This window comes from Tistrella mobilis KA081020-065 (assembly GCF_000264455.2).
GTDB classification, from domain to species: domain Bacteria; phylum Pseudomonadota; class Alphaproteobacteria; order Tistrellales; family Tistrellaceae; genus Tistrella; species Tistrella mobilis.
In genome coordinates, this window is sequence record NC_017958.1 from 44,904 (window position 1) to 65,829 (window position 20,926).

The following is a 20,926-nucleotide window of genomic DNA, read 5'->3' on the forward strand; positions in this document are numbered from 1 at the left end:
GCTTACAGGATGCCGGTGGCTTCGGTGAGCAGCCAGATGCCGATCACGAGCAGCACGGCGCCGATGGCGACCGTGAGGCCGAATTGGCCCCACGTCTTGCGGCCGGTGTGGATCTCCGCGTAGGTGCCGTAGGCGTGGTAGCAGACGCCGATGAACATCGACGCCACCACCAGCAGGGCCACGAGCATGATGATGTCGTAGCCGTAGTTGCGGATGGTCTCCATGATGCCGTTGCCGGTGCCGCGCGTCGGGTTCTCCAACTGCGGCAGACCTTGCGCGAACGACAGTGCGGGCAGCGCGGCGGCGCCCAGGGCCACGGCGGCGCGCTGGGCAAAACGGGAAGTGAGGTTGCGGTTGTGCATGGTCGGGCCTTTCATGTCAGGACAGGAGGAAGAAACTCAGGACGAGGTACATCGCGACGAAGCGGATGCAGACGCCGAGGAACTGGCGCTGGTTGAGGCGGCTCTCGGACCACCCCACATAGGCCGTTCGGATGGCCCAGACGCCCCACACGAGCAGGACCGCGAACACGACGCCGACCAGGACGGTCGCCATCGCGGAAGGCGCGATACCGCTGTTGGCTTGAAATGCCGAGACCTGGGCGCCGTTCATTGCTCGCCCTCCGCAGTCGTCTTCGGCGATGGCGAAGCGGCCCGCTCGGTGCGGTAGTCGCCGGCCAGTTCGGAGGGGTCGCGCGGCTGAGCGCGTGATGGCGTCAGGTGGAACTGGATGCCGGCGCGCACGCGCGCCAGGTCAGCCAGCAGCCGTGGGTAATCGAAGTGGTAGCGCTCGCCCGGCTGGATGGGGGCATGCGCGGCGCTGTCCGCGACGGTGCGTTCCAGCGCGTCGAGCTGGCGCAGCGCGGCGACCAACTCCTGGCGCTGCGCCGGGGACTCGGCCAATGCCATCGGGGACTGGCCCAGCACGAGGGCCGTCACGAAACAAGTGGGCACGCCGCGATGCGCGGCGCGCAGCCAGATCGAAGCCACCATCGCGCCATTCCTGTGTGATCAGCAATGGGTTGATCGTGGAGATCAGGGCTGTTTCAGGCCGCAAACAATAGGAACTGGCGGACGACCGGATTGGGCATGCTGCGAGCGAACCTACAAAAGCACGGGTCGCGCTTCGATTATTGCGTTTTTCGAGTATTTCGAATATGATCGGCTCTGCAACCGTTTTCGCTTAGGAGCTACCCATGACCACCGCCACTGCCCAATCCAAGATGACCCTTCCCGCCGCGGGAGAGGTGAAGGCAGCCGTCCAGGGTCAACGTGCCTTGGCGGCTTACCTCGCAACCCAGTTCGAGACGCAGCACATCCAGATCTTTGATGACCACAAACAGGCTCATCAGGTGGAACTGCCTACCTCGGCTTTACGCCTGCTGGTCGACATCCTGGCCGAGTTGGCCGATGGCAATGCAGTAAAGGTGGTGCCCGTCCATGCAGAGCTGACGACCCAAGAGGCGGCGGACTTGCTCAACGTGTCCCGTCCCCATTTCGTCAAGCTGCTCGAAGATGGGGTGTTGGCATTTCATCGCACCGGCAAGCACCGCAGGGTGAGGTTCGCCGATCTGATGCAGTACAAGGAAGCGCGCGAGCGCGCCAGTGAGCAGGCGATGGCCGAACTCGCTCAGCAGTCGCAAGAGTTGGGAATGGGATACGAATGAGGCATTCCCCATTCACCGCCGTCTACGACGCGTGCGTTCTATATCCCGCGCCACTGCGGGATTTCCTGATGTGGCTCGGCCTGTCTGGCCGCTTCCGGGCGCGGTGGAGCCAAGCCATTCATGAGGAGTGGAAACGCAACCTGTTGATCAACCGCCCCGATCTCACCCGGGTTCAGGTCGACAGGACGTCGGATCTCATGGACCGGGCAATTCCGGACGGCTTGGTGGAGGGCTACGAAGCGCTCGTGGCAGGCCTGACATTGCCCGATCCGGACGACCGGCACGTCCTGGCTGCGGCGATTCGCTGCGGTGCGAGCGTGATTGTGACGTTCAACGAACGGGATTTCCCGAACGATCTGCTGGCTCCGTACGGCATCGAATCGCAGCACCCCGATGAGTTTGTGGACAACCTACTGGATCTGGACGCGGCCGCCGTGGTGTCGGCTGCGCAGCGCCAGCGTGCCCAACTCAAGCATCCGCCGATCGAGGTGGACCGCTATCTCGAAATCCTGCTGCGCCAGGGCCTTGTGCAAACGACCAAGGTGCTGGCGACCTATCGCACCATTCTCTGACCCGCCGAGAGCCACGGATGACCAAGAATCCTTCATCAGACGCCACTTTGCCGAAAGGCATCCATCGAAGCTGGAAGCTGCCGGACACGTCGCTGGGCGCCCTGTGGGATTCCATCGTCATGGACGAAGCTCTCAAGAAGCAGTTGCTGTCACAGGCGATCGTCAACTTCACGGTGCGCCCCAAGGTGGAGCGCACGGTACTCCCCCTGCACGGCGTGATCTTGTTGGTCGGCCCGCCGGGGACTGGGAAGACCTCCTTGGCACGGGGCTTGGCGCATCGTGTGGCCGAATCTTTTTCTTCTGCGAAGTTTCGATTGCTGGAAGTAGAGCCTCACACGCTGACGAGCTCTGCAATGGGAAAGACTCAACGCGCCGTGGCAGACCTGTTCTCGCAATCGATCGCAGAATCCGCAGCGGCGGGCCCGACGATCGTCCTTCTGGACGAGGTCGAAACGCTTGCGGCTGATCGAGCCAAGCTCAGCCTGGAAGCCAACCCGGTTGATGTGCACCGGGCCACCGACGCGGTGTTGGTGCAGTTGGACATGTTGGCCGAACGCAACCCGCATCTGCTGTTCGTGGCCACCAGCAACTTCCCACAGGCCGTCGACAGTGCCTTCCTATCTCGTTGCGACATGGTGATGGAGGTGCCACTGCCCGGCAAGGATGCCTGCAAGCAGATCCTGGTGGACTGCCTGAATGGCCTGGCAAAGACATTTCCGGGGATTGGCAAGCTTTCCTCGGCTCACCAGTTCGACGCGTGCGCTGGCGAGTGCGTCGGATTGGATGGTCGGGCCATTCGCAAGGTCGTAGCCAACGCCCTCGCGGCCGACCCGCAAGTGGCTATCGATCCGAACAAGCTTTCCGTAGAGCACCTGCGCAGTGCGATACGACAGGCAACGCAAATGCGCCTTCAAGGAGGGAAGCAAAAATGACCACCGTTGTCAGCCGGACGTTTCGCAGCTCGCCGCACCGCGATGCGTTGCAGACGTGGGATGCCATTGTCGAACTGCTCACTCAGGGCAAGGACGGCACGGCTCGCTCTGAACTCAGGGCCGTGGCGGGCGTGGCCGCCAGCTTGATCGCCGACCAGGCACCCAAGAGCGCGCCCATCGTTGCGACATGCGATGGACCACGGACCAGGATCTACTGCCTCTTCGACGAAGACGCGATCGATGGTGATGATGCCAACGAAGAAGTCTTGGGGTTCGAGCCGTTGAAGGGAGACTGGGGAGTCTCGCTGCCGTGTCCGAAGGAGCAGCTCGGCTGGGTGCAAACCGCGCTCAAAAAGCACAGTTCTCGCATCATTGCACGGGACTTGAGCCAAGGAATTGCCACGCAGGCGCAGGCCGATGCTGGACAAGCGCTGTCGCTCGACCTCGGAGGTTTCCTCAAGTCATGAGCACCGTCGCCACCTACTCGTACACGCACTCGGTTACCTATGTGACCGACAACATCCTCAAGAGCTTGAAAGACATCATCCTGCTCAGTGGGCTGGACCCCGAGCACTTCGCGGATCGCTGGGAGAGCAATACCCGAGCCATCAAGACGTGGCTCGGGACCGGTGATCTGCGCAAGGTGATTCTGGAGATCTACAACCCGGCAACCGACAAACTCGTGACCCGATGGGATATCGACATCGTGTATGGGTGGTCCGATGGCGACGGCAGCTTCTGGACGGATACCGAGCAGTTGAAGTACGCGATCAAGAAAGCTGGGCTGCTGCCATCGCAGGCCAAGTACAAGTTAATGCTCGATACAAAGCCAGGGCGGCCTGATGTGGAGGGGTGGAGCAAAGGAAGTTATCGCTCGACGGATGGAATGGTCAAGCAGAGCCTAGGCTCGACTGTCGAACACAGCGGCCTGGCGGGTCAGGCCGGATATTGGAGGCAACGCTGATGCTGTCGATCGATGAAGCTTTTCGCAAGTTCAAGTCGCGTCTGGAACTCAACGAACGCGAACAGAAGAATGCCTCGCAACGCCAGAACGAAGTGCGGGACTACCTGCAGACCAAGTTCGGCATTGCGCGCAGCTTCCTGACCGGGTCCTATGCTCGATACACGAAGACGAAGCCGCTCAAGGATATCGACATCTTCTTCGTGCTGAAGGACTCGGAGAAGCATTACCACGGCAAGGCCGCATCGGTAGTGCTGGATGATTTCCACTCTGCATTGGTGGAGAAATACGGTTCGGCGGCCGTGCGCAAACAGGCGCGCTCGATCAACGTGGATTTCGGTGTTCACATCGACGCGGAGGACAACACGGACTACCGGGTGGTCAGCGTGGATGCGGTGCCCGCATTCGACACCGGCGACCAGTATGAGATCCCCGATACGGCGTCCGGAAAGTGGATCAAGACGGACCCGGAGATCCATAAGGACAAGGCGACCGCAGCGCACCAAGCCTATGGCAATGAGTGGAAAGGTCTCGTGCGCATGGTGAAGTACTGGAACAACAATCCCAAGCACGGCGATCAGAAGCCGGTGAAGCCCTCGTTCCTGATCGAGGTAATGGCCCTTGAGTGTCTTTACGGCGGCTGGGGAGGATCGTTCGATCGCGAGATCCAGTCGTTCTTTGCCACGCTTGCCGATCGTGTTCATGACGAGTGGCCGGATCCCGCCGGACTTGGCCCGGCGATCAGCAACGATATGGATGCCGCGCGCAAGCAGCGCGCGCAGCAGCTGCTGTTCCAGGCGAGCCAGGACGCAAGCATCGCCATCGACCACGCGCGTCGTGGTCGCAATATCGAAGCGCTTCGCGCCTGGCGCGCACTGTTTGGCCCCAAGTTCCCACTGTCCTGATTCCATCGGCTTCCATACACGTCCCATCGAGGTACAGCATGTCCCAGTGGTCGCTTTCCCAGCTCCTGTCGTCCCTGCATGAAGACATCCAGCAGCGCTTGTCCGTAGTACGCAAGACCTTCGGTCACCCGGGTACGAAGGGGGATGCGAGCGAGAACGTCTGGATCGACATGCTGGATACCTATCTGCCCAAACGGTACCAGGCGGCGAAGGCGCATGTGGTGGACAGCCTGGGGAACTTCAGCCAGCAGATCGATGTGGTGGTGTTTGATCGGCAATATTCGCCTTTTATCTTCACCTACGAGAACGAGACGATCATTCCAGCCGAAAGCGTGTACGCCGTGTTCGAGGCCAAGCAGACGGCTGACGCGGGGCTTGTGGCCTATGCCCAGGAGAAGGTCGCCAGTGTGCGCAGGCTGCACCGCACGAGCCTGCCGATCCCGCACGCTGGCGGGACCTACCCAGCGAAGCCGTTGATTCCGATTCTGGGTGGCTTGCTCACCTTCGAGAGCGAATGGAGTCCTGCATTGGGCCCATCCATGGACAAGGCGCTGAACGCAAACCTCACCGAGGGGCGTCTGGACATCGGATGCGTTGCCGCCCACGGGCACTTTTTCTATGACCAAGCCAGCGGCGCGTACAGCTACACCAACGAAAACAAGCCGGCGACCGCGTTTCTTTTCAAGCTGATCGCGCAGCTTCAGTTCAGTGGAACGGTCCCCATGATCGATGTGGAGGCTTACGGTCAGTGGTTGACCAAGTGAGGGGTCGCTGTGGCAAGCATACGTTCGGAGTACCACCGGTTCCTGGCGCACTTGACGCAGCGGCACGTGCACGACGACGTGCGCCGGCTGGCGCACCTGGTGCTCGATCACCTGCAGCCACTGGCCGAGGTCGGTGCTGCACGCCGGGGGCGCTCCACGCGCTTGGCGCCGCTGGCCATCGCGCATCTGGCGCAGATGCCTGTCGCCTACGACGGGGACGCGCGCGGCCCCGAAAACGGGCCGGCGCTCGGGCGACTGCACCAGCTCGAAGTCGGGCCGTTTCGAGGATTCATGCGGCAGGAGACGTTCGACCTCAGCCATGACATCACCTTGGTCTACGGTGCCAACGGCACCGGCAAGAGCAGCTTCTGCGAAGCCTTGGAAGTGGCGATGCTCGGTTCGATCAGCGAAGCGCAGGCCAAGCGGGTCGACCAGCGGACGTACTGCAACAACGCTCGCCTGCGCCGCCACATCGCGCCAGTCCTGTCGTCTACGGCGGCGGGCGAGGCGCAGGCCGTCCAGCCCGACGAAGCTGAGTATCGCTTCTGCTTCATCGAGAAGAACCGCCTCGACGATTTCGCCCGAATCGCCGCGCGGACCCCGAGCGATCAGCGCCAGCTCATCGCCACCCTGTTCGGCGTGGACCAGTTCAGCGAGTTCGTGCGCGGCTTCAACCCCTCGCTCGATCAGGACCTGATGCTTGCCGGCGTGCAGGCGGCGCAGCTGGCGCAGCGTCGCCTGCAGTTGGCGAACTCCGAACAGACCATCGCCGCCTACCCGCAGAAGATCGCAGCGGTCGAGGGCCTGGAACAAGCTTTGGCGCAGCGCATGTCACCTGGCGCGACCTATCAAACCTGCGTGGACTGGCTGCTGGGTACGCCGCAGCAGCAAGGACGGCTACCGTATGTCCAGGCTCAGCTGGACGCCAACCCGCCTGCCATTCACGAGGTGACCCAGGCCCGCCTGCAAGCGTTGCTGGCAGAGGCCTACCGCGTCCAGGGACTGTGGCAAGCCTCTTCCGCGCAACTCGCGGCCCGCGCCGGCGAGGTGTCGTACGCGAAGCTCTACGAGGCCGTGCAAGCGTTGGCGGACGGGGCGACCGCGTGTCCGGCATGTGGAACCGAACTGGCCGCCGTGGCGCAGGACCCGTTCGCCAGGGCGCGAATGGGCCTGGAGCAGCTCGCGCAACTGGCCGTCCTGCAGCAGCAGGAGGCCGGGCATCGGACACAGTTGAGCGAGGCGGTCCGAGCGCTGTGTGACGAAATGCGCCGCGTGGTGGCGGCGGCTGGGGTCGCTTGTCCTGCCGAATCGCAGGCCGCGGGCCTGCCACTGCTGCCTCCCACGTCGGCGGGCAATTGGCTCGGCGGCGGGGTGAATGGGGACCAGCGCGCCTGGCAAGCCCTCTTACGGATCGCACAGATCATCGAAGGCTTCGACGCGCAGGCGCGCGACGTGAATGCCCAGCGCGGCGCGATGGCCCAGGAGCGGGACCGCCTGCAACAGCATCAGCTGGAGATCGAACGGCTGCGGACCATGCGCACGACTGCGGATCAGGAGCTGGCGGCCGCCCGCCAAACCGTGGCCCAATTCGACGACGCGAACCGCGGCCTGATCCAGGCGGCCACGGACGAAATGCCGGTGGTGGTGCACCATCAGCGGGTCAAGGCCGCCTACGACGGTTTCCTGCCCGAGATTCAGGCATACCTGACCGCTCTGCCGGGGGTTCTGCTACAGGGGCTGGGAGACCAAGCCCGCCATCTCTACAACGCATTCAACCGGGCCGATCCGCCCGGCGATCTGCTGCACGCGCTGTGGTTGCCCGTGGCCGAGAACGGCAAGATCGAGGTGGAGTTCGCCGGCGAGCCGGGCGCGCGCTACGACGCGTTGATCGTCTTCAGCGAAGGGCACATCAAATGCCTGGGCCTGGCGATTCTGCTTGCCAAGAACCTCGCGCAGGGCTGCCCCGTGGTCATATTCGATGACGTCGTCAACGCGATCGACGACGACCATCGCGATGGCATCTGGCGTACCTTCTTCGAGGACGGTTTGCTCCACGGCAAGCAGGTTATCCTCACCTCGCACGCAGAGGAGTTCCTGCACCGCATCCAGCAGGAGTTGGGCGTGCGCCGCGCCGCGGCCATTAAGCGCTACAAGTTTCTCCCGCATCAGGGAGAGCACGAACTGCGGGTCGACAGCGACCCGCCAGCGAAGAACTATGTTCTTCTGGCCCAGCAGGCGTTGGCGGCTGACGAGAAACGCGAGGCACTGCGTCAGGCCCGGCCGGCGCTGGAGAGTCTGACGGACCGCCTGTGGACGTGGCTGGGTCGGCGGGCGGACGGCCGGATCGACATCAAGCTGAGCGGGCCCCGCGCGCCTTGGGAGCTGAACAATAAATGCACCAAGTTGCGGTCGGCCGTCGAGCGTATCGCGGCGCAACATGCGGGTGCGCCGGATGCCGTAGGGGCGTTGGTCCGGCTGCTCAATGTCAGCGGTACGAGTATTGAATGGGGTTACCTCAATAGCGGTGTGCACGACGCTCAGCGCGATCATGAGTTTGATCGGGCGACGGTAAGAACGGTCGTCGAGGCGGTTACGGCGTTGGATGCTGCTCTTGATACCCTGCAGAACCGATGAACGGCACACGGCTTTGCAGAGCCGTGCCGCCCGTGTCACCTCATAAGTACTTCTTGAAGCTGCCTGCGGTCAGGCTGACTGCCATCCCCAGCAACGCCGCGCTGGGCAGCAGGATGACCAGAGGATGCACCGATATGGGCAGAGCGAGATAGGTGGCCCAAGGCAGCACGGCCAACGGCATCAGGCTGGCCTTCGCGCGGTGGTAGATGAAGCCGGATTCGCGGCCCGCGCCGAACCGGCGCACATCCCGTCGCACCAGGCCGTCAATCAGGCCGACGAATGCCGCCGTGAGGATCAGCGGCAGCGTGAGCACCAGGACCAGCAGGCGCACCAGGAAGGTGAGCGTCGTGAAGGCCGCAGCGATCAGGTAGCTTTCGGCCCAGACATAGACTTGGCTGATGTAGTAGCGGAAGTTGCGGCTCTGCCCGTGGCTGGGCGCGCGGACGCGCTCGGCGGTCTGGCTCATGCGCTCCAGCAACCCCGAGCGCACGAACACCCACTCGTACCCGGTATCCACCAACTCGTGCGCCGTGCGCCCGGGCTCCTGTACCACCACGCTGCGCGTGAAGTGGTTGGACAGGTGCCCGAGTTCGTACCGCAGCATCTGCTGGGAGTGGCGCCAGCCCTGGTCCTTCCAGAACAGGTGCATGCCGGCGCACTCCACCACGATCGAGAACAGCAGCGAGCCAATGAGCACCCCGAGCAGCCGGAACGGTAAGGTGATGGTGCCGACGATCAAGCCTTGGCGATGGTTCTGCTCCCGCTGCGCGGTCGAGGCGGCATCCTTCATGGCACGGCCTCGTTGCCCGCGCCATCGTCGGCGCCGGTGGCCACCGCGCCGGGCTCGGCCGCAGCGGCATCGTCCAGCAGGTCGTCGGGCAAGGCCGCATCCTGCAAGGCCGACGAGCTGGTGAACTCCCACCACTGCGTGGCCTCGCTGTAGCTCTGGCGCATGTACCCGGCCAGTTGCTGCAGGTCCGCCGGCATCACTTCATCCGGGTCCGGCGCCGGCAGCGGCATACGCACCTTCCAGAGCTGGCCGCCCTGCAGCAGCGCGAAGCACTGGCCCTTGGGCAGGCCGACGACGTGTGACGGCTCGATCATCGGCACGCTGGCCATGCTGATGCGGTCCTGGGTGTTCGACGTGAAATCCGTCGCGCCGCGGATGTCTGAGCTGTCCGTCGCGCCCGAGACGATGGTGGTTGTATAGACCTCGACCTTCGGCAACTGCCTCGTCAGCAGTTCCGCGGTGGCCGTCTCGCGCACGCGCAACATGAATAAATTGTTGAAATTCCCGATCACTTGGCCGGCCTTCGCGCGATTTCCGATGCGGGCCTCGATGTCCGAGAGCGTCTGCGTGTACGCCGTGACTTGCAGGCCGGCACCGCCGCCCTTGTTGATGAGCGGGATGAATTCATCGCCCATCAGTTCATTGAATTCGTCCGCGTGCACGTTGATCGGCACGCGAGCGCCAGCCACTGCGCCGGGCAGGCCATCGTCGATTCCGTGCTTGTAGATGTGTCCGGCCACCGAAACCAGGTCAGAGAACATCGAATTGCCGACCGCTGCGGCGACCTCGGCGTCAGACAACGCATCCAGACCCACATAGACGATGGCCCGCTTTCGGATGACCTGCATCCAGTCGAAGATCGGGCGCGGGTCGGCCAGGTCGGAGTAGTTCGGCGCCAGGAGCTGGGCGATCTTGCCGCTCGTGAGCTTTTCCAGCAGCGGCAGCAGCGATGCAACGATCTTGTCGAAGTAGGTCTTGTCGTAGCGCACCGCCGAGCGCAGGCCATCGAGCACAGGGTCGTAGTTGCGCGCCTGGGAGAGGTATTGCTCCAGCGCCACCACACGCTTCTCGCGCCCGATCATGTTCCTTGGGATGTTCTTCTCGTTGAGCTTGGCCTCGATCTGGACGATCACCTCCCAGGCCTTGGGCTCCGTCTTGGCAAAGTAGTGCTGGGCGTACTCAATGAACAGCGCGTCGATGTTGATGACGTGGCGCTGGATCAGCATGTAGTCCGGGCGCTGCCCCAGTTCCACCAGGGCGCGGGCGATGATGTTCACGAAGCGCCATGCGAACTCGCGGAACGCCGCGCTGTTGCCTTCGCCGGAGAGCTGCCCCGCGATGCGTGTCGCCACTTCCGAGATCCGACCGAAGCGGCCCACGGCGTTGTAGCGGGCGCTGATTTCCGGCCAGCCCAAGTGGAAGATGTAGAACTCGCCTTCGCGGCCAGCGCGCTGGGCTTCGACGTACATCCGTTTCAAGAGATCGGCATCCCCCTTGGGGTCGATGACGATGACGACCTCATGCTCGCCGGCAGCATTCCTGCGGCGGATGTCCTGCGTGACGAACAACTCGGCCAGGCGCGTCTTGCCCACCCGCGTGGTGCCCAGCACCAGCGAGTGCCCGACGCGCTCGCCCAGCGGCAGGCTGACGTCCACTTCGTCGGGCTCGATGCCGTGCAGCCTTGGCAGGCCGCCGACAGGCGGCAACGGGCGCACGGGGTTGAAAGGCGCGTCCCAGCCGGTGAGCTTCGGCAGGCGCGAGAGCGGCAATGGCGCGAATTCCAGCCGTTCCTCCAGGCGCCTGGTCAGCCGGTAGGCCGGCGTCGGCTCGACGTAGCGGCGGAACTCGGGCCGGTACGTCTGCATCAGCCGATGCGTGTGCTTCTGCTCCCAGAGAAAGCCGCGCCCCACGAATAGGCGCTGCTGGCTGACCGGCACGTCCTTGCTGGTCATCACGTAACGCGGCAGACGGCGGATGTTGCGCCGGTAGCGCAGGATGATGCGGGCATCGCGGTAGCGGATCGCGCCGTAGGCGCCGAACGCCAAGGCGCTGCCGATGCCCATGGCCGGGCTCAGCGCGAGCGACCATGGGGCCACCAGGCACAGAAACGCGGCGCCTGCACACGCCGCGACGGTGTATAGCTCCACCGCTGGGCGTAGCAGAACCTCGACCGGCTGTTTGCCCGACATGGCTTCATTGCTCGATGCCGGTGGCCGTGATCAGCGCCGGGTAGTGCCGCAGGCCCAGGCGATCGGCCAGGTCGTCGCCGGCCACGGGCGCGAGCGGCACGCCCGGCACCAGGGCGCGCAGCCGCGCCAGGCCCTGCGCGGTCTCGACGTTGACGACCAGGCCGACCGCGCCACGTTCGCGCAAAGCGGCGGCGCGGCGCTGCAACCAGGCCCGGGAAGCCTCGTCGTCGCCGATGACCACGAACGGCCGCAGGCCGGGCGCTTCGATCACCCGTCGCGCGACGGTGCCGGGCGTGAGCTTGGCGCTGCGCACCGGCAGCATCGCGGCTTCGTCCGCCCGTGTGGCAGGAACCTGGGGCGTCGGGATGGACGGCCGCGCCGGTGCGTTGGCGCGCGGCTGGAGATTCAGGGCTTCGTAGTACGGCAATGCCGACGTGCCGCCACGGTCCTCGACAACGATCAGTGGCTCGCCGGCACGCGAGGCCAGCGGCAGGCCTGACAGCAGCATGAGTAGGCCCGTGAACGCGAGATGGGCGGGATGGGGTTTCGTCATGGGGAGGTCTCCTGGCGCGCCGCGAGGACCGCGGCGGCTGGTCGCGTGCCCTGCACGCGGGCAAGGTGGCGCGACACGCTGCGCCGATAGCGGGCGGCGGGCTCGCCGCCTGCGGGGCGGTGGTAGCGGCCGATCGCCAGCAGCCAGTCCTCGCCGGGGGTGTGCTGCTCCTTCAGGATCTCGGCGGCAACGGCCAGGTTGCGATACGGATCCAGCAGGTCGCACGCGCCGGTAAAGCGGTGCTTGTGGTAGCCGAGGTTGATCTGGCCCAGGCCCGCATCAATGCGCGTGTGCGGCGTGGCGCGCATCGCCTGCTGCAGGCCAGCGCAGGCGTCGGCGCGCGTGGCGAAGCGGCGCGACTGGCCGGCGACGTTGAGGGACCACGGCCACGGCACCAGGCGCCCGTTGCGCCGGATGCCGCTCTCCTGCAAGGCCACGGCGTAGAGCACGGTCGAGGGGATGCCTGCGCGCTGGGCGGCAAGCTGGTAAGCCGGTGGCGGAACCTCCTGGGCCAGGGCGGCAACGGCATACAGGCCGGCAGTGAGCACCAGTGCGCGCAGGGGCATGGCTACGGCTGGCGCTGCCATTGGCCGTTCACTTCGCGCACGGCGGCGGGCAGATCGCCGGGCAGGCCCAGTGACAGCCAGCGGCCGCCGTCGTGGTTGAGCGTGATGCTGCCGGCGCGCACGCGCGCCGGGTCGATCTGCGCGCGCTTGGCCCAGTCGCGGATGCGCGCGTCATCCTGGCGGCTGCCCACCATGTACAGGTCGAACTCCGCGCCCGAGGATTGCAGGCGCTGCACGAGCTGTCCGCAGGCTGCGCAGCCGTCCTTGACGAACACCGCCATGCGGCCGCTGCCGCGCAAGGGACTGCTGGATGGGCCGGCGCCCGGCTTGTCGTCGGGCAGGTTCACGCGCTGCATCCCCGGATTCAGGCGCTGCCAGGCCTCGTCGTAGGCGCGCTGGTAGGCGAGCAGCTTCTCGACGCGGCGCGCTTCCACCTGCACCTGCAGTTCCGCATAGCGGCGCCGTTCTTCGTCCGTGCGAGCTTCGATGCCCAGGGCGGACAGCGGGTCCAGGTTGGGCGAGTAGATACCCAGCGGCCCATCCATCAGCTCGCGGTAGCGTGCCCATTCTTGTGGCTGCAAGCCCCATTCGGTTGCCACCCGGTCGTCCAGCACGCGGGCGGCCAGCGGGCGCTCCTGGCTCTGTGCGTTGCGCGCCGAGGTCGTTGCGGGCTGCTGCGCCCAGGCGGGCCATTGCGACGACGCCACCAGGACCGCGAAAAGGAGGATCGACGGCTTCATGGGGTGCTCCGGTCAGGGAATCGCCACGCGGCGGGTCTGGTTGCCGGCCTGGAACACTGCGGTGTTGCCCTCGATCGCCTGCAGGCGCCACGGGCCGACCGCATCCCCGGGCAGCAGCACCTGAAGTTGGGCGGGCGTGAAGTCCCCGATGCTCGGCGCGACGGACACGCTGCGCTGGCCGGCGCGCAGTTCGGCGCCGACGACGCGGAATGGCAGCGGCGGCAGCTCGGTCTTGGAGGCGGCGGACGTGCGCGATGCGCGCCGCTGGGCGGGTGCGGTGGCACGCGCGGCGGCTTGGCGCGCCTTGATCTGCTCGACCTCCGCGCGCAGCGCCTGGAGGTCGTCGGCCGCTGCGTAGCCACTGAGAGATTTCTCGACCTGGGCCGCGCGTGCTTCCAGAATCTGGCGGGTGTCTTTGAGGTCAGCGTCCGTCGCGACGGCCGGGCGCTGCTGGATGGCCTCGATCGTCTCGGCCAAGCCAGTTGCCTGCGCTTCCAGGCGTTGCAGGCGGGAATCCAGCCGCTCCTGGTCGGCCTGGTCGCTGAGGGCCTGGTAGCCCAGGGCCGCCAAGACGCTGAGGAAGATCAACCAGAGCCACATCAGGCTCTGCACCACCACGGCGGCGGTCGATCGCTGGGCAGGTTGCGGGGCGTTCATGGCTGGCCTCCCGAAACCATGGGTGCCAGCGGGAACGTCTGCACCGCCTCGGTGGCGGGTGGCTCGGATGGGGACTCGGCGACCGCGCGATCGCCGGGCCGCTCGAAGCAGATTTGCCGTGCGCGGTCATCCGCGTGCAGTTCCCAGGCCGGGCCAGCCAGCGTGAGCAGCGCATCGCGCAAGGTCATGGGGCCGAGGTGCAGGTGTACCGCCGGCAACGGCAGCGCGTACAGCTCGATCACGGCATGCGCGGTCTGGCACAGGCCATAGCCGCTGCGTTTGAGCACGTGCCGAAGCCCATCCCCGACCGTGGCGCGGGCATCCTCGGGCATGGACACGTCGATGGTCTGCAACAACAGGTCGCGCTGCGCCGCCATGGGTGCCAGTTCGACCAGTGTGTAGCGGGCGTAGCGCACGACCGGGATGTACTCGGAAGCCTCGGGTTCAGGCGCGGCCAAGACTTCCGCGATGGTGTCGGGCGCGACCGGCGCAGTCGTCGTCGCGCAGCCACCGGCCAGCACCGACCACAGCAGGCCGAGAAATCCCGCCAGAAGGCGGCGTTCGGGATAGTGAAACCACGGTGGAGAGGGGCACATAGCTCGGCGTCCTGAAACATCCAGCCCTCACCATCGCCGCTCAGGCCGCGAGCGGCAGCAAACAATGCGAACCAGGCAGCGTCCGATTTACCGGGAGCGGCAAAAAAAACGGCCCCGAAGGGCCGTAAGTGGAACGTGTCATGCGGCGACAAGCTGCCGGGCCAGTGCGACCTCGACGGAATCACCGTCCTGGTTCAGGACATCGAGCCCGGATTCGGGCACGTCGCCCGAGGTGGACTGCGAGACCATGATCTTCTTGGCCATCAGCTCCAGGCAGGTCATCTGCGAGGAACCGGCGTAGCCGAGGTAGATCACACGCACGGGCTGCTTCTGCCCGATGCGCCAGGAGCGGCGTGCCGCCTGCTGGAGCGAGTACACGTTGTAGCCCGACTGCATGAACACGATCGTCGGGAACTCCAACAGGTCCAGCCCCGTCTTGACCAACTCGGGGTTGGTGATGAGCACGTCGATGCCACGGTCCAGTTGCTCGGCGATCCAGTCTTCGCGGCGGCTGGCATCCACGCTCGCGCGCAGCACCGCCACCTTGAAGCCTTCCTGCTCCAGCAACACCTTCAGGCGCGACGTGGTGTCGCGCGTGCCGGTATAGACCGTGTAGGCCAGGACCTTGCGGCCCTGCGCCTTCTCCTCTTTGCAGATGTCGATCAGCTCACGCTCCTTGGGGCTGATCTCGAACTCGTTGAACTGAGCCGGGACAAACGCCAAGGTGTTGCGCGTGCGCGGATGCACCACGGTCTCCGACCGGAAGCAGCAATCCGGCCAGGCCAGCAGCACGTTGAGGACCACACCCAGCAAGGTCGTATCGCGTCGCGCCAGAGCCTGTTTCAGCTCGGCGGTCAGCCGACCCGCCAGATCGCGGTAGGCCGCGGCTTGCGCCGTGTCCATCGCGACTTCACGGAACTCCTCGTCATACGGCGGCAGGACGTTGCCGCCGATGTCCTTGAGCTTGAGGAAGATCGTGAATGGCAGGATGCAGCGCAAGACGCCCTTGGGGCCGAAGCCCGGGGCCTTGACCGTGCGCACCGATACCTTGGTGCCCTTGGCCGTCTTGTGCGCCGTGCCGGTGCTCTCGGAGTAGATGTCCTTCAACACCCCGTGATCGCGCATGAACGCCATCGCAGCCGAGGTCATGCTGCCGCTCGTGGTCGGGCGGTAGCCGTCTTCGATCATCCGCCCCGGAAGGGCTCGGAACAGCAGGTGAAAAAGATCATCACCGTAGCCGCCCATCAGCGTGCCAGTCAGCAGCAAGGTCTTGCGAGCCTTCGCCGCCAGCACGCCCATGGCCTGGCCCTGGGCACTGCCCCCGTTCTTGTACTCATGCGCTTCATCAGCGATGAGCAGGTCGAACGTACCTTGCGGCAAGTACCTCTTGATGAACTCCGAGGGTTGATAACCGCCCTCGCCAAAGCCGAACTCCATGTTGGCCATCGCACGTTCCATGCGCGTGGCTTGACGGTCGGAAAACACCAGCTCGCCGTTGCCATCCATGAGGTTGATGAACTCGTGGATGTTGTCGCCCAGCATCGAGGCCAGGAAGCCGTCACCGAACTTCTGCATCAGCTTCTGCGCAGTGACTTCCCCGATGGTCGGGATGCGCTTCAGGGCTTTGAGGACGGCCGAGGACTGGTCGCTGCCGGACAGGCTGCGCGGGCGGATCAGCGTCCACAGGGGCGCAGCGCAATGGCTGCACTTCCTGCGGTACTCCTCGGCTTCGAGCGCGACCGGGTTGACCGGCTCGCCGTCGAGGTCGGTGATGACCGTGCCGCAGTCCGGGCAGGCCGCCACGTCGCCGTGGCGGGTGCGCCGCTGGGTGAAGACGGGCTTCCAGTGGAAACCCATCCGCATCCTGACGCGCCCCAGGACGAAGAACTCCTGGCCCGTGGGCTGCACGCCCAACTGCTCACGCAGCTTGAGGAGCTTGACGAGCGTATCCGGCCCATTGAGCACCCATACCTTGGCGCCGGCCACCGTCTCCTGGATCTCCCGCCGCCACTTGTAAACCAAGTGCGGTGGCGACAGGACCAGAGTGCGGCGGTAGCCTTCGGCGTTGAGCACGGCGGCCGCGGCGATGCCAACGGTCGTCTTACCACAGCCCATCTCGCCATTGACGATCGCGGCGCGTTCGCCACGGTCGATCAGCAGCTCGGCGGCGGCGTGGACGACTTCGGCCTGGGCCGGGAACAGCTTGCGTTTGAGGCTGGCGACGATGAGCTGCCGGTGCGCCTGCGGTTGGCCGGTATAGACAGGCGGGTTGGCGCTGTTGAGGGCGTCGAGCAGTTCGTCGCCGAACTCGCCGACGAAATCCTGAAGGCTCAGGGTCAGAGGGGATGATTCCGCGTCGAGCAGTTCGCCCTGTACGGGCGCGGCGTCAGCGGCAGTGGTTTCGAGATCGAAGGACATTGTGATGCTCCAATGAAAAATGGGGCATGCACCACCCCCAGCGGGGCAATGGCATGCCCCGTGGTGGGAAGGAAATCGGCGCGCGGCCGAAGGTGGTTGAAGATGCTGGCCTGAGTGGCCTGCGGGTGAACCGTGCTCAGTCTTCGGACGGCAGCACGATGGCAGTGACGCTGCGCCCCGCATCGGTGATGATGCGAATGGCGAGTCCCGGGTGGATCACATAGTGCGATTCCAGCGACGCGCCCGATTGAAGTGCAACGCCGTTGGCGTGCCATTGGCAGACGTTGACGTCACCCCAGTCGCCACGGGTGTGGCGCCTGAAGTACGGAATCGGGTCCAGGCGACCCGCGCGGACAAGGCGATCAATGCCTCGGCTGAAGATGAGCGCCCCGATGGGGAACGCCAGCCTCTGGCAGTAGGTTTCGATGCGATGCGATGCCATGGGCTCCTCCTTGAAAGGCTATTGAGCCACGACACCCCTGGCGGAGTGAAGTGGCTCCGTCAAGTGGATGGGATGACGAGGCGGCGCCTTCAGATCAGGTCGCGCTCTTCGGGAAGCTGGACCACCGTGGTCTGGTGGTCTTCGCTGGTCTTCACGAGCAACACCAGTTCCGGCGTGATCCGGTACTGGGAGATCATCAGGTTGTCCTGTTGGATTGCGACGTCGTTGGCTTGGCGGGTGGCCTCATCGATCTCGCCCCAGTCCCCGCGCACATGGCGCTGGACATAGGCCAAGGGGTCGATCAGGCCTCGCCGAGCCAGCCAATGCACCTTCTCGCTCAACTTCAACGTACTCGGTGCGAACAAGGGTTGCTTGCGCGGCGCAGGCCGCTTGAACGGATTGGGGAACATGGTGTTTCTCCTTCGATGTGGTACAGCAGGACGGCAGCGCGTCCGGTGGATCAGCGAATGGTCAGCACCTCGCCCCTTGTCGGGGAGCCAGGCGTCATGTCCCACGCGCGGATAACGGGCACAAACTTGTCGGTGAGGATGCGTGTCTCGGCGATGGAGCCGTCTTCGCGTTCGGTGAATTCCCGCTGGAGCGTCTTGTCCTTGTGGGTGTCACCTTTGACGACGAGCACGCGCCCCGTCTGGGAGCGCACGACGCCGGAGATCGCGCCCGCGGCCAGAGCCAGGGCGAGATGCCAGTGGGACAAGGCCCGCGCCGGTGGACGCAGCGACTGCTGCGCGGTCCCCAAGTGCGTGTCCAGCGACGGCCAAAGGCCTTGCAGCCGGCCAACCTCGTCGGCGAACTGTTCGGGCTCCATCGTCACGCGGAAGAAATGCTCCGGCTCGGCCGGACTGGCGGGGACGATGTACGGCAGGAACGGCCATTCGCTCGGCAGTTCCTCGGCTTCGACTTCGCCAAGCCCAACCTGCAGCAGCAGATTGCGCACGGCCTTGACGCCATCGGGTGCCAGCTCCCGCTGACGGACCCGGCGGCCGAAGATCACCACCTGCTTGAACTGCGTTTCCACCGCTCGGTAGATACGCAGATCGGTGTAGTGGCGCGTCAACCAGCCGACCAGCTCCGCGTCGAGCACGTAGCCGGGGACGATGAAGACCAGCACGCCGCCGTATTGCAACAGCGACAGCGAACGCTGATAGAACAGCTTTTCGAGGCGGGCACGGCCCTGGCCCTGATAGCCGATGTTGCCGTTGACGTCCTTGGACAGGTCGCCATACGGTGGATTCAGCCACAGTAGTCCGAAGGACTGCTTGGAGATCATCGTGTCCATCAGGTCCGCGTGCAGGCAGTGATCGACCAGGCCGCGGGCATGGCGCGCCCGCTCGGCGTCGAATTCGACGGCGAACGCCTTGGTCTGTTCGCGCCCGAGGGCATGAGAGGCTTCGGCGATTGCCACGCCTTCACCGGCGCAGGGATCGAGGATGCACATCGGCCCGTCGCTGGGCATCAGTGCGTTGAGGGCTCTTTCGAGCGTGGGTTCGTCGGTCGGGTAGTACCCATTTTTGGCGAAATTGCGGGCGAGCCGCGGGAACATGAGAGCCATGGAAGTCTCCTGGTTGGCGGGGATGAATGACGGAAGCACGCCAAGGCGTGCCTCCGAGGGTGGGTCAAGCCGCTACCGCTTCCGGCGTCCAAATCTTGGCCGGATAGGGATAGGCGGTGAGCGCGTCACTGCGGATCAGGGAGCCCAGCGCCAAGCTCAGCGCCGGCACGTCGATGGCGAGCCGATGGCCTTCCAGCGGCCCGAGGGCGAACGGAAGGCGGGCCAGCATCTCGCGGCTTTGCAGCAGTTCCAGCACGGTCTCGCGCCAGTGGTCGAGCAGCGGCAACGGGCAGGTGTCCCGCACCAGCATCCACAGGCGGTCAAGCCGGTGGGCGCTGTCACGTGGCAGCAGTGCCAATGCGCTGGCGTTGGCCTTGTCGGGCTTGACGCAGCGCCGGTCGAACAGCCACACGTTGGACAGCGAACCGAACAGCGTTCGCCGGTAGGCGCGCGTGATGCGCTTTTCCAGGCGATCGACGTTGCCGATGAATACCGGGACGCTGCCGCCCTGGTCGGTGATGACGTGGAACTGGTCCAGTCCCTGCTCGTCGCGCCCGAGGGTCAGGCGTGCAAGGAACTGCTGGACGGCGGTGTCCCGCGCCCAGATGGACAGGAAGATCAGGTTGCCCTGGTCATCGCCGACGCAGGCGTCGGCCATCACGTCCGGGCATTCGTCGATGCGGTACAGCGTGGAAGAAGTGTTTGCGGGCATGGTGGTGTCCTCGGATGAACGGGAACAGCACCGCCCGCTGGGGCAAGTACTGCCCCAGGGGGTGGAAGAAAACCGCTCAGTCCGGCTCGAACTGTTGGGTGTGCGGATTGAAGTGAAGCGCCTCGTCCACCGCGGTGATCGGCGTGAAGCCGTCCAGGTAGATGTTGTTGAGGTACTGGTCGCGGTAGGTCAGCGCCTGCCGTGCCTGCTCCTCGGTGAGGCCGTTGTCGATGAAGTACCCCAGCATTTCCTCGTCGGAGGAAACTTCGTCGTTGGACAAACTGCCGTCAACGAGCTTCAACAGCGAGAGCGGGAGTGCAGCCAGGATCGGGTCCATGTCGGTTCCTCCTGGCTCAGGCCAACAGCGCCGCGGCGGGTGCCGTGACAGCCGTGGGTGTGCGCCGCCGTGCGTGGTAGGCGCGAACGCCTGCACGCCAGTCGGCGGACTGCTCCGGTGCGAGGTCCAGATAGGACAGCGGGCACGAGTAATAGTACGGATGCATGGACTCTTCCAGCGGCTTGTAGCCCCACTGGTTGCCGCTTCGTTCCAGCAGATCGCAGCGGATGTAGCGCAGGGACTGGCCCGGCGCGAGATCACGATGCACACCTTCGACCTTGGCGGTCAGTTCGACCACGGACCACAGCACGTTGCTGCGCAATGCGTGAGCGATAACCTTCGCGCTGACGCGCTCGGTCTGCTGTGGTGCGATCAGTTCCGCGATCAGTTCAGACCGCGATTGGGGAGAGAAATACCAGCCCATGAGAGGCCTCCTCGAAAAGTTGAGCTGGAGGCCTCCCCGTGGGGAAGAACCCCCAGTGGGTGATGGAATGCCGCAGGTGCAGCGAAGGAAAACCTATGCCTTGCCCTTAGTCCCAGTCGTCATCGTCGCGATCACAACCAGCCGGGCAGCTGCCGAACTCGATCCCATGCGAGCAATAGCCGTGCTCCGCATTCCAGTCCTGGGTTTCCTGCCGTTCGGCCGGTGTTGCGTAGTCTCATTCCTGTGCGATCTTCAGCGCCTGTGCGCGCTGTTCTTCGGGCAATCGACCGAGTTGCGCGTCGATCGCCGAACTGAAGCGTTCGACGTAGTAGTCGTGAGACAGTCCGCAACCCTTGGTGGCTTGTGCGGCTGCCGTCTCGCAGAGAGCCCGCCACGCGGGTTCATCCAGCGCGGAGCGGGGTATATCGCAAGCGATGGTGGACATGATGAAGACCTCCAGAAGATGGCCAGGGCCTCCCCCGCATGGGGAAGGAACCC

25 protein-coding genes and 1 pseudogene are annotated in these 20,926 nt (G+C 65.0%); 8 read left to right on the forward strand and 18 right to left on the reverse strand.

Features of this window, described 5'->3' with window-relative positions; all coding sequences use genetic code 11:
* Positions 1-2: 2 nt before the first annotated feature.
* From TMO_RS24000 to TMO_RS24010, 3 genes are read right to left on the reverse strand one after another with little or no spacing between them, the layout of a single operon-like run.
* On the reverse strand, positions 3-362 hold the full coding sequence (locus TMO_RS24000) for a TIGR03745 family integrating conjugative element membrane protein (RefSeq protein ID WP_003090173.1): 360 nt from the start codon (positions 360-362) through the stop codon (positions 3-5).
* 16 nt (positions 363-378) lie between these two features.
* The gene (locus TMO_RS24005) at positions 379-612 is read right to left on the reverse strand and encodes a TIGR03758 family integrating conjugative element protein (RefSeq protein WP_003050225.1); all 234 of its coding nucleotides are present in this window, start codon (positions 610-612) and stop codon (positions 379-381) included.
* Positions 609-992, reverse strand: coding sequence for an RAQPRD family integrative conjugative element protein (locus tag TMO_RS24010; RefSeq protein WP_003105635.1), 384 nt, complete (start codon positions 990-992; stop codon positions 609-611). The genes TMO_RS24005 and TMO_RS24010 overlap by 4 nt, the downstream gene beginning before the upstream one ends.
* A gap of 203 nt (positions 993-1,195) precedes the next feature.
* On the opposite strand from TMO_RS24010, the gene TMO_RS24015 reads away from it, so the two are divergent.
* Genes TMO_RS24015 through TMO_RS24050 form a run of 8 tightly spaced genes read left to right on the forward strand, consistent with a single transcriptional unit; the run spans position 1,196 to position 8,434 of the window.
* Positions 1,196-1,666 (forward strand): helix-turn-helix domain-containing protein, encoded by a 471-nt coding sequence (locus TMO_RS24015; RefSeq protein ID WP_003050245.1) that lies wholly within the window; start codon positions 1,196-1,198, stop codon positions 1,664-1,666.
* On the forward strand, positions 1,663-2,238 hold the full coding sequence (locus tag TMO_RS24020; protein WP_003109777.1) for a PIN domain-containing protein: 576 nt from the start codon (positions 1,663-1,665) through the stop codon (positions 2,236-2,238). The genes TMO_RS24015 and TMO_RS24020 overlap by 4 nt, the downstream gene beginning before the upstream one ends.
* A 17-nt stretch (positions 2,239-2,255) precedes the next feature.
* The gene (locus TMO_RS24025; protein WP_003105629.1) at positions 2,256-3,170 is read left to right on the forward strand and encodes an AAA family ATPase; all 915 of its coding nucleotides are present in this window, start codon (positions 2,256-2,258) and stop codon (positions 3,168-3,170) included.
* On the forward strand, positions 3,167-3,637 hold the full coding sequence (gene cap8 / locus TMO_RS24030) for a type III CBASS phage resistance system CD-NTase-associated protein Cap8 (RefSeq protein ID WP_003105626.1): 471 nt from the start codon (positions 3,167-3,169) through the stop codon (positions 3,635-3,637). Before TMO_RS24025 ends, cap8 begins: the two co-directional genes overlap by 4 nt.
* Positions 3,634-4,134: a type III CBASS phage resistance system CD-NTase-associated protein Cap7 gene (gene cap7 / locus TMO_RS24035; protein WP_003090159.1), complete on the forward strand. Its 501-nt coding sequence runs from the start codon at positions 3,634-3,636 to the stop codon at positions 4,132-4,134. The genes cap8 and cap7 overlap by 4 nt, the downstream gene beginning before the upstream one ends.
* Positions 4,134-5,036 (forward strand): CBASS oligonucleotide cyclase, encoded by a 903-nt coding sequence (locus TMO_RS24040; protein WP_003105624.1) that lies wholly within the window; start codon positions 4,134-4,136, stop codon positions 5,034-5,036. Before cap7 ends, TMO_RS24040 begins: the two co-directional genes overlap by 1 nt.
* Positions 5,037-5,074: 38 nt before the next feature.
* On the forward strand, positions 5,075-5,800 hold the full coding sequence (gene nucC / locus TMO_RS24045) for a CBASS effector endonuclease NucC (RefSeq protein WP_003050273.1): 726 nt from the start codon (positions 5,075-5,077) through the stop codon (positions 5,798-5,800).
* A gap of 9 nt (positions 5,801-5,809) precedes the next feature.
* A complete protein-coding gene (locus tag TMO_RS24050) occupies positions 5,810-8,434 on the forward strand; it encodes an AAA family ATPase (protein WP_003116812.1) in 2,625 nt (874 codons plus the stop codon).
* Positions 8,435-8,474: 40 nt separating this feature from the next.
* Here the strand turns inward: TMO_RS24050 and TMO_RS24055 are convergent, their stop codons facing one another.
* From TMO_RS24055 to TMO_RS24125, 15 genes and pseudogenes are all read right to left on the reverse strand, one after another.
* Positions 8,475-9,224, reverse strand: a complete 750-nt coding sequence (locus TMO_RS24055) for a TIGR03747 family integrating conjugative element membrane protein (protein ID WP_003105620.1) — start codon at positions 9,222-9,224, stop codon at positions 8,475-8,477.
* Positions 9,221-11,413 carry a type IV conjugative transfer system coupling protein TraD gene (gene traD, locus TMO_RS24060; RefSeq protein WP_003116813.1) on the reverse strand — a complete coding sequence of 731 codons (2,193 nt, stop codon included), beginning with the start codon at positions 11,411-11,413 and terminating at the stop codon, positions 9,221-9,223. Before traD ends, TMO_RS24055 begins: the two co-directional genes overlap by 4 nt.
* A 4-nt stretch (positions 11,414-11,417) precedes the next feature.
* Positions 11,418-11,966 (reverse strand): integrating conjugative element protein, encoded by a 549-nt coding sequence (locus tag TMO_RS24065; protein ID WP_003109779.1) that lies wholly within the window; start codon positions 11,964-11,966, stop codon positions 11,418-11,420.
* Positions 11,963-12,553 carry a transglycosylase SLT domain-containing protein gene (locus tag TMO_RS24070; protein WP_003109780.1) on the reverse strand — a complete coding sequence of 197 codons (591 nt, stop codon included), beginning with the start codon at positions 12,551-12,553 and terminating at the stop codon, positions 11,963-11,965. The genes TMO_RS24065 and TMO_RS24070 overlap by 4 nt, the downstream gene beginning before the upstream one ends.
* Positions 12,535-13,272 carry a TIGR03759 family integrating conjugative element protein gene (locus TMO_RS24075; RefSeq protein WP_003098886.1) on the reverse strand — a complete coding sequence of 246 codons (738 nt, stop codon included), beginning with the start codon at positions 13,270-13,272 and terminating at the stop codon, positions 12,535-12,537. Before TMO_RS24075 ends, TMO_RS24070 begins: the two co-directional genes overlap by 19 nt.
* Before the next feature lie 12 nt (positions 13,273-13,284).
* Positions 13,285-13,929, reverse strand: coding sequence for a hypothetical protein (locus tag TMO_RS24080; protein ID WP_003098888.1), 645 nt, complete (start codon positions 13,927-13,929; stop codon positions 13,285-13,287).
* Positions 13,926-14,525, reverse strand: coding sequence for a PilL N-terminal domain-containing protein (locus TMO_RS24085; RefSeq protein WP_003098890.1), 600 nt, complete (start codon positions 14,523-14,525; stop codon positions 13,926-13,928). The genes TMO_RS24080 and TMO_RS24085 overlap by 4 nt, the downstream gene beginning before the upstream one ends.
* A 138-nt stretch (positions 14,526-14,663) precedes the next feature.
* Complete coding sequence (locus TMO_RS24090) at positions 14,664-16,943, reverse strand: helicase-related protein (RefSeq protein ID WP_003098893.1); 2,280 nt, start codon at positions 16,941-16,943, stop codon at positions 14,664-14,666.
* Positions 16,944-17,079: 136 nt separating this feature from the next.
* Positions 17,080-17,385: a hypothetical protein gene (locus TMO_RS24095; protein WP_003098895.1), complete on the reverse strand. Its 306-nt coding sequence runs from the start codon at positions 17,383-17,385 to the stop codon at positions 17,080-17,082.
* A gap of 89 nt (positions 17,386-17,474) precedes the next feature.
* Positions 17,475-17,795, reverse strand: a complete 321-nt coding sequence (locus TMO_RS24100; protein WP_003098896.1) for a hypothetical protein — start codon at positions 17,793-17,795, stop codon at positions 17,475-17,477.
* A 50-nt stretch (positions 17,796-17,845) separates the two neighbouring features.
* Positions 17,846-18,979, reverse strand: coding sequence for a DUF6094 domain-containing protein (locus TMO_RS24105; RefSeq protein WP_254917107.1), 1,134 nt, complete (start codon positions 18,977-18,979; stop codon positions 17,846-17,848).
* A gap of 40 nt (positions 18,980-19,019) precedes the next feature.
* Positions 19,020-19,667: a hypothetical protein gene (locus TMO_RS24110; protein WP_003098901.1), complete on the reverse strand. Its 648-nt coding sequence runs from the start codon at positions 19,665-19,667 to the stop codon at positions 19,020-19,022.
* A gap of 76 nt (positions 19,668-19,743) precedes the next feature.
* Positions 19,744-20,004, reverse strand: a complete 261-nt coding sequence (locus tag TMO_RS24115; protein WP_014747693.1) for a hypothetical protein — start codon at positions 20,002-20,004, stop codon at positions 19,744-19,746.
* Positions 20,005-20,020: 16 nt separating this feature from the next.
* Positions 20,021-20,428 (reverse strand): hypothetical protein, encoded by a 408-nt coding sequence (locus TMO_RS24120; protein WP_003098908.1) that lies wholly within the window; start codon positions 20,426-20,428, stop codon positions 20,021-20,023.
* 106 nt (positions 20,429-20,534) lie between these two features.
* A pseudogene (locus tag TMO_RS24125) lies at positions 20,535-20,873 on the reverse strand (hypothetical protein).
* Positions 20,874-20,926 lie beyond the last annotated feature (53 nt).

Excerpts from the sequence above, each read along its gene's own strand:
- TMO_RS24000 (WP_003090173.1), bottom strand. The coding sequence starts at position 362 with ATGCACAACCGCAACCTCACTTCCCGTTTTGCCCAGCGCGCCGCCGTG.
- TMO_RS24005 (WP_003050225.1), bottom strand. The coding sequence starts at position 612 with ATGAACGGCGCCCAGGTCTCGGCATTTCAAGCCAACAGCGGTATCGCG.
- TMO_RS24010 (WP_003105635.1), bottom strand. The coding sequence starts at position 992 with ATGGTGGCTTCGATCTGGCTGCGCGCCGCGCATCGCGGCGTGCCCACT.
- TMO_RS24015 (WP_003050245.1), top strand. The coding sequence starts at position 1,196 with ATGACCACCGCCACTGCCCAATCCAAGATGACCCTTCCCGCCGCGGGA.
- TMO_RS24020 (WP_003109777.1), top strand. The coding sequence starts at position 1,663 with ATGAGGCATTCCCCATTCACCGCCGTCTACGACGCGTGCGTTCTATAT.
- TMO_RS24025 (WP_003105629.1), top strand. The coding sequence starts at position 2,256 with ATGACCAAGAATCCTTCATCAGACGCCACTTTGCCGAAAGGCATCCAT.
- cap8 (WP_003105626.1), top strand. The coding sequence starts at position 3,167 with ATGACCACCGTTGTCAGCCGGACGTTTCGCAGCTCGCCGCACCGCGAT.
- cap7 (WP_003090159.1), top strand. The coding sequence starts at position 3,634 with ATGAGCACCGTCGCCACCTACTCGTACACGCACTCGGTTACCTATGTG.
- TMO_RS24040 (WP_003105624.1), top strand. The coding sequence starts at position 4,134 with ATGCTGTCGATCGATGAAGCTTTTCGCAAGTTCAAGTCGCGTCTGGAA.
- nucC (WP_003050273.1), top strand. The coding sequence starts at position 5,075 with ATGTCCCAGTGGTCGCTTTCCCAGCTCCTGTCGTCCCTGCATGAAGAC.
- TMO_RS24055 (WP_003105620.1), bottom strand. The coding sequence starts at position 9,224 with ATGAAGGATGCCGCCTCGACCGCGCAGCGGGAGCAGAACCATCGCCAA.
- traD (WP_003116813.1), bottom strand. The coding sequence starts at position 11,413 with ATGTCGGGCAAACAGCCGGTCGAGGTTCTGCTACGCCCAGCGGTGGAG.
- TMO_RS24065 (WP_003109779.1), bottom strand. The coding sequence starts at position 11,966 with ATGACGAAACCCCATCCCGCCCATCTCGCGTTCACGGGCCTACTCATG.
- TMO_RS24070 (WP_003109780.1), bottom strand. The coding sequence starts at position 12,553 with ATGGCAGCGCCAGCCGTAGCCATGCCCCTGCGCGCACTGGTGCTCACT.
- TMO_RS24075 (WP_003098886.1), bottom strand. The coding sequence starts at position 13,272 with ATGAAGCCGTCGATCCTCCTTTTCGCGGTCCTGGTGGCGTCGTCGCAA.
- TMO_RS24080 (WP_003098888.1), bottom strand. The coding sequence starts at position 13,929 with ATGAACGCCCCGCAACCTGCCCAGCGATCGACCGCCGCCGTGGTGGTG.
- TMO_RS24085 (WP_003098890.1), bottom strand. The coding sequence starts at position 14,525 with ATGTGCCCCTCTCCACCGTGGTTTCACTATCCCGAACGCCGCCTTCTG.
- TMO_RS24090 (WP_003098893.1), bottom strand. The coding sequence starts at position 16,943 with ATGTCCTTCGATCTCGAAACCACTGCCGCTGACGCCGCGCCCGTACAG.
- TMO_RS24095 (WP_003098895.1), bottom strand. The coding sequence starts at position 17,385 with ATGGCATCGCATCGCATCGAAACCTACTGCCAGAGGCTGGCGTTCCCC.
- TMO_RS24100 (WP_003098896.1), bottom strand. The coding sequence starts at position 17,795 with ATGTTCCCCAATCCGTTCAAGCGGCCTGCGCCGCGCAAGCAACCCTTG.
- TMO_RS24110 (WP_003098901.1), bottom strand. The coding sequence starts at position 19,667 with ATGCCCGCAAACACTTCTTCCACGCTGTACCGCATCGACGAATGCCCG.
- TMO_RS24115 (WP_014747693.1), bottom strand. The coding sequence starts at position 20,004 with ATGGACCCGATCCTGGCTGCACTCCCGCTCTCGCTGTTGAAGCTCGTT.
- TMO_RS24120 (WP_003098908.1), bottom strand. The coding sequence starts at position 20,428 with ATGGGCTGGTATTTCTCTCCCCAATCGCGGTCTGAACTGATCGCGGAA.